The 15,635-nt window shown below is 72.7% G+C and carries 10 protein-coding genes; 8 read left to right on the plus strand and 2 right to left on the minus strand.

The features are described 5' to 3' along the window. The first annotated feature begins 3 nt into the window (after positions 1 to 3). Positions 4 to 885, plus strand: a complete 882-nt coding sequence (locus A4R25_RS03755; protein ID WP_064445613.1) for a universal stress protein — start codon at positions 4 to 6, stop codon at positions 883 to 885. A gap of 49 nt (positions 886 to 934) precedes the next feature. On the opposite strand, the gene A4R25_RS03760 is transcribed toward A4R25_RS03755, so the two are convergent. Both A4R25_RS03760 and A4R25_RS03765 read right to left on the minus strand, forming a co-directional pair. Beyond that, entirely contained in the window at positions 935 to 1,234 is a 300-nt protein-coding gene (locus A4R25_RS03760; protein ID WP_043323291.1) for an STAS domain-containing protein, read from the minus strand. Beyond that, on the minus strand, positions 1,231 to 5,385 hold the full coding sequence (locus A4R25_RS03765) for a SpoIIE family protein phosphatase (RefSeq protein ID WP_064445614.1): 4,155 nt from the start codon (positions 5,383 to 5,385) through the stop codon (positions 1,231 to 1,233). Before A4R25_RS03765 ends, A4R25_RS03760 begins: the two co-directional genes overlap by 4 nt. Before the next feature lie 313 nt (positions 5,386 to 5,698). On the opposite strand from A4R25_RS03765, the gene rph reads away from it, so the two are divergent. The 7 genes from rph (at position 5,699) to mmsB (ending at position 15,595) form a co-directional block, all read left to right on the plus strand. Beyond that, positions 5,699 to 8,293, plus strand: coding sequence for a rifamycin-inactivating phosphotransferase (gene rph / locus A4R25_RS03770; RefSeq protein ID WP_064445615.1), 2,595 nt, complete (start codon positions 5,699 to 5,701; stop codon positions 8,291 to 8,293). 48 nt (positions 8,294 to 8,341) lie between these two features. After that, entirely contained in the window at positions 8,342 to 8,710 is a 369-nt protein-coding gene (locus tag A4R25_RS03775; protein ID WP_043323294.1) for a MerR family transcriptional regulator, read from the plus strand. A gap of 42 nt (positions 8,711 to 8,752) precedes the next feature. Then, the gene (locus A4R25_RS03780; protein WP_064445616.1) at positions 8,753 to 9,847 is read left to right on the plus strand and encodes a 12-oxophytodienoate reductase; all 1,095 of its coding nucleotides are present in this window, start codon (positions 8,753 to 8,755) and stop codon (positions 9,845 to 9,847) included. Between the two features lie 171 nt (positions 9,848 to 10,018). Further along, entirely contained in the window at positions 10,019 to 11,395 is a 1,377-nt protein-coding gene (locus A4R25_RS03785; protein WP_043323298.1) for an endo-1,4-beta-xylanase, read from the plus strand. Between the two features lie 195 nt (positions 11,396 to 11,590). After that, on the plus strand, positions 11,591 to 12,730 hold the full coding sequence (gene chvE, locus A4R25_RS03790; protein WP_043323299.1) for a multiple monosaccharide ABC transporter substrate-binding protein: 1,140 nt from the start codon (positions 11,591 to 11,593) through the stop codon (positions 12,728 to 12,730). Between the two features lie 82 nt (positions 12,731 to 12,812). Beyond that, entirely contained in the window at positions 12,813 to 14,351 is a 1,539-nt protein-coding gene (gene mmsA, locus A4R25_RS03795; RefSeq protein WP_064445617.1) for a multiple monosaccharide ABC transporter ATP-binding protein, read from the plus strand. Further along, entirely contained in the window at positions 14,348 to 15,595 is a 1,248-nt protein-coding gene (gene mmsB, locus A4R25_RS03800; protein ID WP_064445618.1) for a multiple monosaccharide ABC transporter permease, read from the plus strand. Before mmsA ends, mmsB begins: the two co-directional genes overlap by 4 nt. Positions 15,596 to 15,635 lie beyond the last annotated feature (40 nt).

The raw sequence follows: 15,635 nt of genomic DNA on the forward strand, positions 1-15,635 counted from the left end.
GTCATGACAATCCACTCGCAGGCCCCCGTCGTGGTGGGCGTGGACGGGTCGGCCACCGCCCTGGACGCGGTCCGGGTCGCCGCCCGCGAGGCCGCCGACCGGAACCGGCCGCTGCAGGTGGTGCACGCGTTCATCTGGCCGCTGACCCGCGCGCCGCTCACCCCGGCCCCGGGCGCGCCCGCCGGCGCCGGCCTGCGCAACCAGGCCGAACGGTGCGTCGCCGAGGCGGTCGCCGAGGCCGGCAAGGTAGCGCCGGACGTACCGGTCACCGGCGTGGTGGTCGACGGCGCGCCGGCCGCGGTGCTGGTCGCCGAGTCCCGCGACGCCGCGCTGATCGTGCTCGGACACCGCGGCCTGGGCGGCTTCGCCGGCCTGCTCATCGGCTCGGTCACGCTCCAGGTGTCCGCCCGCGCCCACTGCCCGGTGCTGGTGACGCGCGGCGAGGCACGCGCCGACGGCCCGGTCGTGGTCGGCGTGGACGGCTCCGAGCTGTCCACCGCGGCGGTCGGGTTCGCGTACGAGGAAGCCGCCCGCCGGGGCGCCTCGCTGATCGTGGTGCACGCCTGGCTGTACCCCACCCCGATGGGCCCCGGCGACATCCTGCCCCTGGTGTACGACCCGGAGGCGCTCGCCGAGGAGTCCCGGCGCGTCGTCGCCGAGTCTGTCGCCGGCTGGTCGCAGCGTTACCCCGACGTGCCGGTGCGGCAGCGGTCGATCCGCGGCGCCCCGGCCCGGGTGCTGGTCGAGGAGTCGAAGGACGCCCAGCTGGTGGTGGTCGGGGCGCACGGCCGTGGCGCGTTGGGCGGGCTGCTGCTCGGCTCGGTCAGCCACGCGGTGCTGCACCACGCCCACTCGCCGCTGGTGATCGTCCGCGACGCCGCCTGACTCCGCGACAGCGCCTGTTTCCGCGACAGCGCCTGACGCCGCGACGGCGTCAGGCGCGGCGGACCGTGGTGAGGTCGGCCAGCCCGGAGATGGTCAGCAGCGGCTCCAGCAGCGGACCGGCGACCAGCGCGATCCGGTCGGCGTGCGGGAACAGCGCGGCCAGCCCGGCGCTGTCCAGGTACTCGACCTTCGTGAGGTCCACGACCAGGGGTTCGCCCTCGGGCCGTACCCCCTCGGCCAGCGCGTCGGCGAACGAGGACGCGTTGCTCATGTCGATCTCGCCGACGGCGGTCAGCACGCGGACGCCGTCGGGACGGTCGCTCGTGGTGAGAGTCAGGGACGCGCTCATGCGGTGATCCTCGCCTGCATGTCGACGGTGGTGCCGGTCGCTCCCGGAGTGACGCTGATGCTGTCCATCAGCGCGCGCATGAGCACGAGCCCCCGGCCGCGGTGCGGATCGGGGGGTTGCTCGCGCTCCCGCCAGTGACCGCTGTCGGTCACGCTCAGGCGCAGGTTGTTCGCGGTGGCGGCGGCGCGCAGCCGGATCCGCCCGCCGGGATTGTCGCGGTGCCCGTGCTCGATCGCGTTGGCGCACGCCTCGCCAGCCGCCACCAGGATGTTGTAGGCGTGGGCCGGGGCCAGCCCGCAACGGTCCAGCCATCCTCGCAGCGCGGTACGCACCTCGGCCAGCCGCGTCGACTCGGCCGGGAACTCCAGCTCCAGCGGCCCGGGATGGCGGTAGAGCAGCAGCGCCACGTCGTCGTGGTAGCCGCCGTCGGGCGTGAGCCGATCCATGATCTCGGTGGCGAGCACCTCCACCGGCGCGTGGTGGCCCTGCTGGATGGCGTCGGTGGCGCGGGCGATGCCGACGGTGATCGGCTGGCGGCGGCGTTCCACCAGACCGTCGGTGTAGAGCATCAGGGTGGCGCGCGGCGGCACCGTGGCCTCCGCCTCCGGTCGTTCCTCACCCGCGCGGACGGCCAGCGGCCGGGACCGGCCGTGCTGCAGGAGCTGGGGAGTGCCGTCGGCGCCGACCACGATGGCCGGCGGGTGACCGGCGCTGGAGTAGCGCATCAGGCCGGTGACCGGGTCGAGGACGCCGCAGAAGACGGTGGCGCAGGACGCGCCGGGAAGCAGCGCGGCGAACCGGTCCAGCGCCGCCAGCGTCCGGGCCGGGCTGGGGTCCTGCAACAGCAGGGCGCGGCACGCGCTGCGCAGCTGCCCCATCACGGTGGCGGCCCGCAGCCCGTGTCCCACGCAGTCGCCGACGACGATGCCGATGCGCCCGTCCGGCAGCTCCACCGTGTCGTACCAGTCGCCGCCGACCTTCAGCGGCACCGCGGCGGGGGCGTACCGCACGGCGAAGCCGGCGGGCAGTTGCGCCGGGCCGAGGATCGCGCGTTGCAGGGCCAGCGCGGTCTCCCGCTGCTGGTCGATCTGGTGCACCCGGTGCAGCCCCTGACCGATGTGGCCGGCCAGCAGCGCCAGCAGGGTCTGGTCCTGCTCGGTGAAGGGCCGCTTCTCGCCCAGGTCGATCCAGAGCGCCATGGTGCCGTGCGGGTGCTCGACTGCGATGCCGGCGCCGTGCCGGCGTGTCGCCACCGGCGTCAGCAGCGGGGTGTCGCGCAGCCCGAGCAACGCCTGCCGGCGTTTGGCGGGCAGCGTCGCCCACCGGGCCGCCGGGTCGGTGCCGGTCACGTCGGGGGTGGGCAGGTCACCGAAGACGGCGGTGAGCACGCCCGCGGCCCGCCACAGCTTGCGCAGCTCGTCCAGCACGCCGTGCAGCGCGTCGGCGAGGTCGTCGGCCCGGGACAGGCGCATGCCGAGCCCGGCCAGGGCGGTCTCCCGCTGGACCGCGTAGTGCTCGGCGGTGACGTCACGGAACGTGCCCACGATCATCCGCCGGCCGCTGTCCGGGTCGTCCACCTGGTTGAACGCGGCAGAGATCCAGATCCGGTGCCCGTCGCGATGGGTCACCGGCACGGTGTAGGTGCCGCGGGACTGGCCGACCAGCCTCGAGAACGCGGCGGCCACCTGACGGTGCGCGTCCGGTTCGGCCTCCTGGTCCGGCCACCACGGCTGTACCGGCGGATAGGGCAGGCCCTCGGTCCCGTAGCCGAGGACGTCGGTGAACGCCGCGTTGATCTCGACCACGGCGCCGTCCTCGTCGCAGACGAAGAACGCCTCCTGCAGCGAGTCGACGAGCGCGGTGCGCCAGCGCGCGTGGTGGTTGCGCAGCCGCGCCAGCTCCACGTTGGCGCGTACGCGGGCCAGCAGCTCGGCGGCCGGGAACGGCTTGACCAGGTAGTCGTCGGCGCCGGCCTCCAGCCCTTCGATCGAGGCCTCCTGGCCGGCGCGGGCGGACAGCAGCAGCACCGGGGTGCCGGCCGTACGGGGATCGGCGCGCAACGCGGCCACCAGTTGCAGGCCGTCGAGCCGGGGCATCATCACGTCGCTGACCACCAGGTCGGGCGTCTGCGCGCGGGCGGCGTCCAGCGCGGCAGGCCCGTCGGCGACCGTGTGCACCTCGTGTCCGGCCGAGCGCAGCAGCCGGGTGAGGTACTCCCGCATGTCGGCGTTGTCGTCGGCCACCAGGACGCGGGCCGGCGCGCCGCCGGGCAGCGGATGCACCGGGCCGTCCGTGGCGGCGGGCCCGTCCTCGCCGACGACGGCGCCCGGGTCGGCGGGCAGCCAGCGCAGCGCCTCCTGCACGAACGGCTCGGCCGACCCGGGCGCCCGGCCGGCGCCGGCCGGGGTGAGCGCGTCGGCGGGCAGGTGGGCGGCGCCGAACGGCAACCGGACGGTGAAGGTGGTGCCGCGACCCACCGTGCTGTCCGCGTCGATGTCGCCGCCGTGCAGCGAGACCAGTTCCTTGACCAGGGCGAGGCCGATGCCGCTGCCCTCGCCGGAGCGGGACCGGGCGTTCTCGATGCGGTGGAACCGCTCGAACAGGCGCGGCATCTCCTCGGCCGGGACGCCGATGCCGGTGTCGGAGATCCGCAGCACGGCCATCCCGTGCTCGGCGTCCATCCGCACCCGCACCGTCCCGTCGAAGGTGAACTTCAGCGCGTTGCTGAGCAGGTTGAGCACCACCTTCTCCCACATGCCCCGATCCACGTGCACCGGCTCGGGCAGGGGCGCGCAGTCGACCTCGAAGGAGAGGCCGGCGCGCTCGATCGCCGACCGGAAGACGCTGGCCAGGTCGGCGGTCACCGCGGCCAGATCCACCGGCTCGTAGCGGGCCTGCATCCGGCCCGCCTCGATGCGGGAGAAGTCGAGCAGGCTGTTGACCAGCTTGCCCAGGCGCAGCCCGTTGCGGCGGATGACGTCCAGCTCCGTGCGGACCCGCTCGTCGGCGTCGTGCAGCCGGCCGCGCAGCTCGTCCACCGGCCCCATGATCAACGTGAGCGGGGTGCGGAACTCGTGACTGATGTTGGAGAAGAAGGCGGTCTTGGCGCGGTCCAGCTCGGCGAGCTCCTCGGCCCGCCGCTGCTGCGCCTGGTAGCTGCGGGCGCTCGCGATTCCGGTCGCCAGGTGCCCGGCGGTCAGCTCCACGAAGCCGCGGTAGCCGTCGTCCAGCGCCCGGTAGCGGTTGAGTCCCGCCACCAGGAACCCGTACGGCGCGCCGCCCTGCTGCCGTAGCGGCACCAGCAGGGCCTCGGCCGGCGGGGCGGGCCAGACACCCGCGGGCAGGTCCGCGAAGGCCGGGCCGTCGAGCGTCACCCGTACCGGGTCGCCCTCGGTGAGGGCGCCGGCCGGCCACGGGGCGGCGGGGTCGGTGAGGGACAGCGTGGCCGGGGCCGCCGGGTGACCGGCCGGCAGCCCGGTCGCCTCCGCCAGCCGGGCGTCGCCGTCGCGGTCGTACAGGTAGGTGAGCGTGAACGGCAGGTCCTGCGGGTTGCGGGCCAGCTGGCGGCTGACGAACGTGAGCGTCTCCTGCTCGGTGCGGATGACGCTCGGGTCCGAGCCGAGGTCGCGCAGCGTGGCCATCCGCCGCTCGCCGATGACCCGCTCGGTGTCCTCGCTGACCACGCAGAGCATCCCGACGAGGCTGCCGTCGTCGTCGCGCAGCGGGCTGTAGGAGAAGGTGTGGTAGGTCTCCTCCCGGTAGCCGGCCCGCTCCAGGAACAGCAGCAGGCCCTCGTCCCAGGTCGCCTCGCCGGTGCGCAGCACGGTGTCGACGCGGGGACCGATGTCGTCCCAGATCTCGGTCCACACCTCGTTCGCCGGGCGGCCCAGCGCCCAGGGGTACTTGCGGCCGAGCGTGTCCCGCCGGTAGGCGGCGTTGCAGAAGAACGTGAGCTGCGGTCCCCAGGCCATCCACATCGGGAACCGGGAGGACAGCAGGATCCGCACCGAGGTCCGCAGGCTCTGCGGCCACGTGTCCGGCGGCCCGAGCGGGTGCGCGGACCAGTCGACGCGCGCCAGGTCCGGCCCGATCTCGCCGTCGACGGCGAAGACGTCGGCGCGCGTATGCGGGTCGGTGTCAGCGCCGCTCATCGCCCGAGTCTCCCCCACCCCGTCCGATCCCGCTCGTCCGGGCCGCGTCGCGGCCTCGTGATCGCTTCTTGCCCCGTCGCGCCCCCGGCACTCCACCCGGGGCGGGGAGATCTGACTCACGTGACGGCAGCGGGTCAGGGCAGGGGTTCGTGGTGCGGCCCAAAACGAAAGGCTGCGGCATAACGAAAGGCAAGGAGACAGATCTCCTTGCCACTATCAATGTATATCGCACCCCCGGTCTTGCCGCAAGGCCCCGGTGATGCCGCAGAATCATCGGCCGATGCGGGTTGAGCTGCGAAAACGGGGGCATGGCATGACCGGACGGTACGTGTGGCAACTGCACGAGGTGGACGAGGCGCGGATCGCCGCGGTCGGCGGCAAGGGCGCGCACCTGGGGGCGCTGACGCGGATCGACGGGGTGCGCGTACCCAGGGGTTTCTGCGTGACGACGGACGCCTTCCGGCTGGTGGCGCGGACGCCGGCGCTGGCCGGCCCGCTGGACCGGCTGGCCCGCGCGGACGCGGACGACCCGGCGGCGCTGCGCACGGCCGCCGCCGAGGTCCGTCGCGCCGTCGAGCGGACCGCCCTGCCCGGCGACGTCGCGGCGGCGGTCACCGCCGCGCTGGCCGCGCTCGGGGCGGACGCCGCGTACGCGGTGCGCTCCAGCGCGACCGCGGAGGACCTGCCGGATGCCTCGTTCGCCGGCCAGCAGGACACCTACCTCAACGTGGTCGGCACGGCCGAGGTGCTGCGGCACGTCAGCCGCTGCTGGGCCTCGCTGTTCACCGACCGGGCGGTGACCTACCGGCGGCGCCACGGCATCGACGACCGCGCCGTGGACATGGCGGTGGTGGTGCAGCGGATGGTCTTCCCGGACGCCGCCGGGGTTCTGTTCACCGCCGACCCGGTCACCGGCGACCGGCGGGTGGTCTCGGTGGAGGCGGGCTTCGGGCTGGGCGAGGCCCTGGTCTCCGGCCTGGTGAATCCGGACGTGTTCACGGTGCGCGACGGCGCTGTCGTCGGCCGGCGGATCGGCGCGAAGTCACGGGCGGCGCACGCGGCGCCCGGCGGCGGCATCCGGCAGGCGCCCGTCGACCCGGCGCGGCAGGCCCAGCCGGCGCTGACCGACGCGCAGGCGGTACGCCTCGCCGCGCTGGGCCGGCGGATCGAGGCGTACTTCGGCTGCCCGCAGGACGTCGAGTGGGCGGTGACCGGGGACGACGTCCACATCCTGCAGAGCCGGCCGATCACCACGCTGTTCCCGGTGCCGGCTGCCGCCGCCGACGGGACGTTCCACGTCTACCTGTCGGTCGGCCACCAGCAGATGATGACCGACGCGATGAAGCCGCTGGGCCTGTCGATGTGGCGGCTGACCGCCATGGCGCCGATGCACGAGGCGGGCGGCCGGCTGTTCGTCGACGCCACACCGCACCTGGCCACCCCGGCGGGCCGTACCGCGTTCCTGGGCATGATCGGCCGGGCCGACCCGCTCACCCGGGACGCGCTGGAGACGGTCCTCGCCCGCGACGTCGTACCGGCCGCGCCGGACCCGGCCCCGGCCGGCCCGCCCGCGGGTGGGCCGCCACCGCCGATCGACACCGATCCGGCGATCGTCGCCGGCCTCGTCGCGCGCAGCCGGGAGTCCCTCGCCGCCCTGCGCCGCGACATCGAGGGCCGCAGCGGACCGGAGCTGTTCGACTTCCTGATCGAGGCGTTCGCCGAGCACAAGCGGGTGCTCACCGATCCGGTGAGCGCCCAGGTGATCATGGCCGGGATGCAGGCCGCCTGGTGGCTCAACGACAAGCTGGGGGAGTGGCTCGGCGAACGCGACGCCGCCGACACGCTCACGCTGTCCGCGCCCGGCAACGTCACCGCCGAGATGGGGCTGGCGCTGCTCGACGTGGCCGACGTGATCCGACCGTACCCCGAGGTGGTGGCGTTCCTGCGCGACCACGCCGACGACGGGTTCCTGGACGAGCTGCCGAAACTCCCCGGCGGCGCGCAGGCGCGGGCGGCCGTCGAGGGCTACCTGGACCGGTACGGCATGCGCTGCGTCGGCGAGATCGACATCACCCGGCCACGGTGGAGCGAGCGCCCGGCCACGCTCGTGCCGCTGATCCTGGACAACGTCCACACCTTCACCCCGGGCGCGGCCGCGCGCCGCTTCGCGCAGGGCCGGGAGCGGGCCGAGGCGAAGGCCCGGGAGGTGCTGGACCGCCTGCGCGCGCTGCCCGACGGTGAGCGCAAGGCCGCCGAGACGCAACGCATGATCGACCGGGTACGCACGTTCGCCGGCTACCGCGAGTACCCGAAGTACGACATCGTGAGCCGCTACGCCGTCTACAAGCAGGCGCTCATGGCCGAGGCGGACCGGCTGGCGCGCGCCGGTGTGCTCGCCGGTCCGGAGGACGTCTTCTTCCTCACCTTCGACGAGTTCCGCGAGGTCGCGGCCACCGGGCGGGCCGACGCCGGGCTGATCCGGCGGCGCCGCGAGGAGTTCCGGGCGCACCAGGCGCTCACCCCGCCCCGGGTGCTCACCTCCGACGGCGAGGCCCTCGACGGCTCGTACCGGCGCGACGACGTGCCTCCGGGCGCCCTGGCCGGGCTGGCGGTCTCGGCCGGCGTGGTCGAGGGGCGGGCGCGGGTCGTGACGGACCTGACCCGGGCCGACGTGGAGCCGGGCGACATCCTCGTCACCGCGTACACCGACCCGAGCTGGACGCCGCTGTTCGTGGCCGTCGCGGGACTGGTGACGGAGATCGGCGGCCTGATGACGCACGGCGCGGTGATCGCCCGCGAGTACGGCCTGCCCGCGGTGGTGGCGGTGCCGGACGCGACCCGGCTGATCCCCGACGGCGGGCGGATCCGCGTGCACGGCACCGACGGGTACGTCGAGCTGCTGTCCTGACCGGCGCGGCATGCTCGATGATGGAGGTCCGGCGAGCGGGGAGGCGCGATGCGGATCGGGGAGCTGTCGGCGCGTACCGGGGTCAGCGCCCGGTCCATCCGGTACTACGAGCAGCAGGGCCTGCTCGCCGCCCTGCGCACACCGAGCGGCCAGCGGGTCTTCGCCGAGTCGGCGGTGGACCGGGTCCGGCTCATCCAGCGGCTGTTCGACGCCGGGCTGAGCAGCCGCCGGATGGCCGAGCTGCTGCCCTGCGTGACCGATCCGGAGATCCGCACCTCGTGGCTGACCGAAAGGCTGCGCGAGGAGCGGGCCCGGATGACCGCCGAGATGGCACGGCTCGCGCACGCCGTCGCGGTGCTCGACGACGTGGTGGCCGACATGACGGTGACCGAGGACACCCGGGATCCGGCCGCCTGAGCGCTTGCAGTTGACACCGGTGTCAACTCCTAGCGTCGGGGCATGAACGCGACACTGGACACCGCATCGCCGGTGACGCCGCTGCTGGAGCCGGTCACCGTCGCCGGCCTGTCGTTGCCGTCCCGCTTCGTGATGGCGCCGATGACCCGCAACCGCGCGCCGGGCGGCGTGCCGACGCCGGAGATGGCCGAGTACTACCGGCGCCGCGCCGCGGCGGGTGTCGGCCTGATCGTCACCGAGGGCGTGCTGGTGGACCATCCCAGCGCCGGCCACGAGGACACCGTGCCACGGATGACTCCCGGCGCGGCCGAGGCCGGCTGGCGCGGCGTGGTCGAGGCGGTGCACGCCGCCGGCGGCCGGATCGCCGCGCAGCTGTGGCACCTGGGCAGCCTGCGCGAGCCGGTGGACGGCGCTCCGGCGTGGACCCCCTCGGGGGTACGCGAGCCGGGCCGCCCCGCGCCGCACGCGATGACCGCCGCCGACGCGGACGTCCTGCTGGCGGCGTACGCGGACGCGGCAGGGGTGGCGGTCCGGGCCGGGTTCGACGCGGTCGAGATCCACGCCGCGCACGGTTACCTGCTGGACGAGTTCCTGTGGCCGTACACGAACCGCCGGACCGACGCGTTCGGTGGCTCCCCGGCGCGGCGGGCGGCGTTCCCGGCGGCCGTGGTCCGCGCGGTGCGCGAGCAGGTCCCGGCACACCGGCCGGTGATCGTGCGGTTCTCCCAGTTCAAGGAGCGCGCGTTCGACGCGCGGATCGCCGAGACCCCGGCCGAGCTGGCGCGGATCCTCGGCGCGTTCGCCGAGGCCGGCGCGGACGTGCTGCACGCCTCGCAGCGTCGCTTCTGGGAGCCGGCGTTCCCCGGCTCGCCGCTGAACCTGGCCGGCTGGGCGAAGCGTCTCACCGGTCTGCCGTCGATCACTGTCGGCTCGGTCGGGCTGCGCCGGGACTTCCTGCGCGCGGGCGGCCCGGAGTCGGTGGCGGGCCTGGCCGCGCGGCTGGCGGACGGGGAGTTCGACCTGGTCGCGCTGGGCCGCGCGCTGCTCGGCAACCCGGCCTGGGTGACGCACGCCGCGGCCGGCCGGCTGGACGAGATCGTCGACTACCGCAAGGCGCACGAGGACGTCTATCCGTAGGCGCCAGGGGTTGACGCCGGGGGATGTTATCGCTCACAGTCGATGGCAGGGCATGAGCGCCGCAAGGCTCACCGGGCGAGCCGCGCTGGTCGTACCCCGACACCGTCACCGGACGCGGAGTCGGGGGAGTCGCACCACCACCATCGCGTAACCCCCGGAAGAGGAATCCGCATGAGACGAAAGAGAGCCTTGCTGACCACCGGCATCCTGGCCGGCGCGCTCGCCGCCGGCATGGCGGTGGCCCTGGCGCCGGCCGCGAGCGCCGGCACCACGCTGCGCGCGGCGGCGGCCGAGAAGGGCCGTTACTTCGGCGCCGCGGTCGCCACCAACAAGCTGTCCGACAACACGTACGCCACGGTGCTGAACCGCGAGTTCAACTCCGTGGTGGCCGAGAACGAGATGAAGTGGGACGCCACCGAGCCGCAGCAGGGGCGGTTCAACTACAGCGGTGGCGACCGGCTGGTCAGTCACGCCCGCGCGAACGGGATGTCGGTGCGCGGGCACGCGCTGCTCTGGCACCAGCAGCAGCCGTCGTGGGCGCAGGGTCTGTCCGGCAGCGCGCTGCGCAACGCCGCGATCAATCACGTCACCCAGGTCGCCACCCACTTCCGGGGGCAGATCTACGCCTGGGACGTGGTGAACGAGGCGTTCGCCGACGGCGGCAGCGGCGGGCGCCGTGACTCGAACCTGCAGCGCACCGGCAACGACTGGATCGAGGCCGCGTTCCGGGCCGCCCGCGCCGCCGACCCGGGCGCGAAGCTCTGCTACAACGACTACAACACCGACGGCATCAACGCGAAGTCGACCGGCATCTACAACATGGTGCGCGACTTCAAGTCGCGTGGCGTGCCGATCGACTGCGTCGGCTTCCAGTCGCACCTGGGCACCACGATCCCCGGTGACTACCAGGCCAATCTTCAGCGCTTCGCGGACCTGGGCGTGGAGGTCCAGATCACCGAGCTGGACGTGATGACCGGCGGCAACCAGGCGAACATCTACGCCGCCGTCACCCGGGCCTGCCTGGCGGTGTCGCGCTGCGCCGGCATCACGGTGTGGGGCGTGCGGGACTGCGACTCGTGGCGCGGCTCGGACAACGCGCTGCTGTTCGACTGTTCCGGCAACAAGAAGGCGGCGTACAACGCGGTGCTCGACGCGCTGAACTCCGGCACCAACAACCCGCCGCCGACCACCACCCCGCCGCCGAACAACCCGACCACCCCGCCGCCCAACAATCCGACCACGCCACCGCCGGGTCAGGGCGGGTGTACGGCCTCGGTGACGCTGAACTCCTGGACCGGTGGCTTCGTCGCCAACGTGAAGGTGACAGCGGGCTCGTCGGGCACCCGGGGATGGACCGTCACCATGACGCTGCCGGGCGGCGCGAGCGTCACAAACACCTGGAGCGCCACCGCGAGCGGTAACAGCGGCACGGTGCGGTTCACGAACGTCGACTACAACGGCCAGCTCGGCGCCGGCCAGAGCGCCGAGTTCGGCTTCCAGGGCAACGGAAGCGGATCGGGCATGACGCCCACCTGCTCCGCCTCCTGAGCGCAGGCGTCGCGGGGGCGGTACGACGTGCCGCCCCCGCGACGTCCGGTCGCGTCCTACCTGGAGCGCCGTCTCTGTTACAAGAAAGAGACATGCACATTTCGCGCGATTGGTTGACGGGGCAACTTGTGAGCGTTAACACTCGCCGTGACGGTTACCTGTGTCACAGGGGCCCACGGAGGGGAGAGGACGCTCGTGCGCAGACGAATCCTGGCCGCAGTCAGCGGCGCCGCGCTCGCGATCAGCCTGGCCGCGTGCAGCGGCGAGGGCGCCGGAGGCGGCTCGGACACCAGCTCCGCCAAGCCCGGCGACCTGACGATCGGCGTCTCGATGCCGACCCAGACCTCGGAACGGTGGATCGCCGACGGCAACTCGGTGAAGGAGAAGTTGCAGGCCAAGGGCTACAAGGTCGACCTGCAGTACGCCGGGGACGACATCCCGACCCAGTCGCAGCAGATCGACCAGATGATCACCCAGGGCGCGGACGTGCTGGTCATCGCCCCGATCGACGGCACCGCGCTCAGCGGCCAGCTCCAGGCCGCCGCGGCCGCGAAGATCCCGGTCATCTCCTACGACCGGCTCATCCGTAACAGCCCCAACGTCAGCTTCTACGTCAGCTTCGACAACTACAAGGTGGGCGTGGCGCAGGCCAACGCGCTCCTGGTCGGCCTCGGCCTGCTGAACAAGGACGGGTCCAAGGGCGCCGCGACCGGCCCGTTCAACGTGGAGCTGTTCGCCGGCTCGCTCGACGACAACAACGCCGGCTTCTTCTTCAACGGCGCGATGGACACGCTCAAGCCGTACTTCGACGCCGGGACGCTGAAGGTCAAGTCGGGGCAGACCAAGATCGAGCAGGCCGCCATCCTGCGCTGGCAGCAGGAGACCGCGCAGAAGCGGATGGAGGACCTGCTCACTTCCAGCTACAACGACGGCAGCAAGGTCGACGGCGTGCTGTCGCCGTTCGACGGCCTCTCCCGGGGCATCATCACCGCCCTGCAGAACGCCGGTTACCGCGGCGGCGCCAAGAAGATGCCGGTGGTGACCGGGCAGGACGCCGAGGTCGCGTCCGTCAAGCTCATCAACGACGGCGTGCAGAGCTCCACCGTGTTCAAGGACACCCGCCTGCTGGCCGAGCAGGCGGTGATCGCCGCCGAGGCGTTCCTGCGCAAGGAGGAGCCGAAGGCCAACGAGACCAAGGCGTACAACAACGGCGTCAAGGTCGTGCCCGCGTTCCTGCTGCCGGTCCAGACGGTTTACAAGGAGGACATCAAGTCCGTCCTGATCGACTCCGGTTACCTGACCGAGCAGGAGGTCGCCGCCGGCCGAGCCGGCTGATCCGGGCGGAGGGCCCGGTGGCGCGCCGCGCCGCCGGGCTCGCCCGCTCCGGACACCACGACCACGAGCAGGACGGATACCCATGAGCGACCACATCCTCGAGATGCGTGGCATCACGAAGACCTTCCCCGGGGTCACCGCGCTGCAGGACGTCTCGCTCGCCGTACGGCGCGGCGAGATCCACGCGATCTGCGGCGAGAACGGCGCCGGCAAGTCCACCCTGATGAAGGTGCTGTCCGGGGTCTACCCGGCGGGCAGCTACGACGGCCAGATCGTCTTGGACGGCGAGCCGGTCGGCTTCCGGGGCATCCAGGACAGCGAAGCGCGCGGCATCGTCATCATCCACCAGGAACTCGCGTTGGTGCCGTACCTGTCGATCGCCGAGAACATCTTCCTCGGTAACGAGCGCCGGGGCCGCGGCGGGCTCATCGACTGGCACCGCACCAACGCCGAGGCCGCGGCGCTGCTGCGGTCGGTCGGGCTGCACGAGAACCCGGTCACCCCGGTCATCCAGCTGGGCGTCGGCAAGCAGCAGCTGGTGGAGATCGCCAAGGCGCTGTCCAAGAAGGTGCGGCTGCTGATCCTCGACGAGCCCACAGCGGCGCTCAACGACGTCGACTCGGCGCACCTGCTGGACCTGATGCGCAGCCTCCGCGACCAGGGCATCACCTGCATCATGATCTCGCACAAGCTCGGTGAGATCACGGCGATCGCCGACTCGACCACCGTCATCCGCGACGGCCGCACCGTCGAGACGCTCGACATGGCCGACGGCGGCGCGACCCAGGACCGGATCATCCGCGGCATGGTCGGGCGCGACCTGGCCACCTTCTACCCGACCCGCGACGTCACCCCCGGCGAGGAGGTGCTGCGGATCGAGGACTGGACGGTGCGGCACCCCACCCAGGACCGCCTGGTGGTCGACCGGGCCTCGCTGCACGTGCGCGCCGGTGAGGTCGTCGGCATCGCCGGCCTGATGGGCGCCGGGCGCACCGAGCTGGCCATGAGCGTGTTCGGCCGCGCCTACGGCCGCGACATCAGCGGCCGCCTGTACGTCAAGGGCCGCGAGGTACGGGCGCGCACGGTGGCCGAGGCGATCGCCAACGGCATCGCGTACGCCACCGAGGACCGCAAGCACTACGGCCTCAACCTCATCGACGACGTCCGGGGCAACATCTCGGCCGCCGCGCTCGACAAGCTCGCCCGCAACGGCTGGATCGACGGCAACCGGGAGATCCAGGTCGCCGAGCGGGGACGGCGCGACATGAACATCAAGGCCCCGACCGTGATGTCGGTGGTGGGCAAGCTCTCCGGCGGCAACCAGCAGAAGGTCGTGCTGGCGAAGTGGCTGTTCACCGACCCGGACGTGCTGATCCTCGACGAGCCGACCCGGGGCATCGACGTCGGCGCGAAGTTCGAGATCTACACGATCGTCAACCGGCTGGTGGCCGAGGGCAAGGCGGTGGTCCTCATCTCCTCCGAACTGCCCGAGCTGCTCGGCATGTGCGACCGCGTCTACACCCTCGCGGCCGGCCGGATCACCGGGGAGATGCCGGTGCGCGAGGCCACCCAGGAGAACCTGATGGAACTCATGACCAAGGACAGGGATCTCGTCCGATGACCAGCACGAAGCCCACGCCCCAGAAGGTCGCCGCGCCCGACACCGGCGCGGCCGCGAGCCTGCACACCGGCACCAGCGACCCGCGCACGCTGATCCTCGGCAACCTGCGGCAGAGCGGCATCTACATCGCCCTGGTGGTGATCGTCGCGCTGTTCGCGGTGCTCACCGACGGTGTCTCGCTCAGCCCCGGCAACCTGACCAACATCGTGCTCCAGTACTCCTACATCCTGGTGCTCGCGATCGGCATGGTCATCGTGATCATCGGCGGCCACATCGACCTGTCCGTGGGATCGGTGGTGGCGCTCACCGGAGCGGTCTCCGCGGTGCTCGTCATCCGGGAGGGCATGCCCTGGTGGGCCGGCGTGCTGGCCGCGCTCGCGGTGGGCGTCGCGGTCGGCGCGTGGCACGGGCTCTGGGTCGCGTACGCCGGGATCCCGGCCTTCATCGTCACCCTGGCCGGCATGCTCCTGTTCCGCGGCCTCACGCTGCGGGTGCTGGACAACATCTCGCTGTCGCCGTTCCCCGAGGAGTACCAGCGGGTCGCCGCCGGCTTCCTCAACGGACTGCTGGGCGGCGAGGGCTACGACGCCTTCACGCTGTTCATCGGCGCGTTCGCCGTCGTCGGGTACGCGGTGGCCGTGTTCCGGACCCGGATCGCCCGGGTGCGCCACGAGCAGCCGGTGGAGTCGTTCCCGCTGTTCGTCCTGCGGATCGTGGTGGTCGGCGCCGTGGTCATGTGGTTCGCCTGGCAGCTCGCCAACGCCCGCGGCCTGCCGATCGTGCTCATCGTGCTGGCCGTGCTGGTGCTGATCTACGGCCTGCTCACCCGCCGTACCGTGTTCGGCCGGCAGGTGTACGCGATCGGCGGCAACCTGCCCGCGGCGATGCTGTCCGGCGTCCGGGTGAAGCGGGTCAACTTCTGGATCTTCGTCAACATGGGCTTCCTGTCCGCCGTGGCGGGCGTGATCTACTCGTCCCGGTCCAACGGCGCCCAGCCGGCCGCCGGCAACATGTTCGAGCTGGACGCGATCGCGGCGGCCTTCATCGGCGGCGCGGCGGTCACCGGCGGGGTCGGCACCGTGGTCGGCGCCATGGTGGGTGGCCTGATCATGGCGGTGATGAGCAACGGGATGCAGCTCATGGGCGTCGACCAGTCCGTCCAGTCGGTGGTGAAGGGTCTCGTCCTGCTCGTGGCGGTGGCGTTCGACATCTGGAACAAGCGCCGGGCGGCCGGCGCCCGGTGACGGCCGGCCGGACGCTCGCCCCTTCGTCCGGCCGACCGCC

It is taken from the genome of Micromonospora sp. NBRC 110037 (assembly GCF_001652995.1).
GTDB lineage: Bacteria > Actinomycetota > Actinomycetes > Mycobacteriales > Micromonosporaceae > Micromonospora > Micromonospora chalcea.

Excerpts from the sequence above, each read along its gene's own strand:
- A4R25_RS03755 (WP_064445613.1), top strand. The coding sequence starts at position 4 with ATGACAATCCACTCGCAGGCCCCCGTCGTGGTGGGCGTGGACGGGTCG.
- A4R25_RS03760 (WP_043323291.1), bottom strand. The coding sequence starts at position 1,234 with ATGAGCGCGTCCCTGACTCTCACCACGAGCGACCGTCCCGACGGCGTC.
- A4R25_RS03765 (WP_064445614.1), bottom strand. The coding sequence starts at position 5,385 with ATGAGCGGCGCTGACACCGACCCGCATACGCGCGCCGACGTCTTCGCC.
- rph (WP_064445615.1), top strand. The coding sequence starts at position 5,699 with ATGACCGGACGGTACGTGTGGCAACTGCACGAGGTGGACGAGGCGCGG.
- A4R25_RS03775 (WP_043323294.1), top strand. The coding sequence starts at position 8,342 with ATGCGGATCGGGGAGCTGTCGGCGCGTACCGGGGTCAGCGCCCGGTCC.
- A4R25_RS03780 (WP_064445616.1), top strand. The coding sequence starts at position 8,753 with ATGAACGCGACACTGGACACCGCATCGCCGGTGACGCCGCTGCTGGAG.
- A4R25_RS03785 (WP_043323298.1), top strand. The coding sequence starts at position 10,019 with ATGAGACGAAAGAGAGCCTTGCTGACCACCGGCATCCTGGCCGGCGCG.
- mmsA (WP_064445617.1), top strand. The coding sequence starts at position 12,813 with ATGAGCGACCACATCCTCGAGATGCGTGGCATCACGAAGACCTTCCCC.
- mmsB (WP_064445618.1), top strand. The coding sequence starts at position 14,348 with ATGACCAGCACGAAGCCCACGCCCCAGAAGGTCGCCGCGCCCGACACC.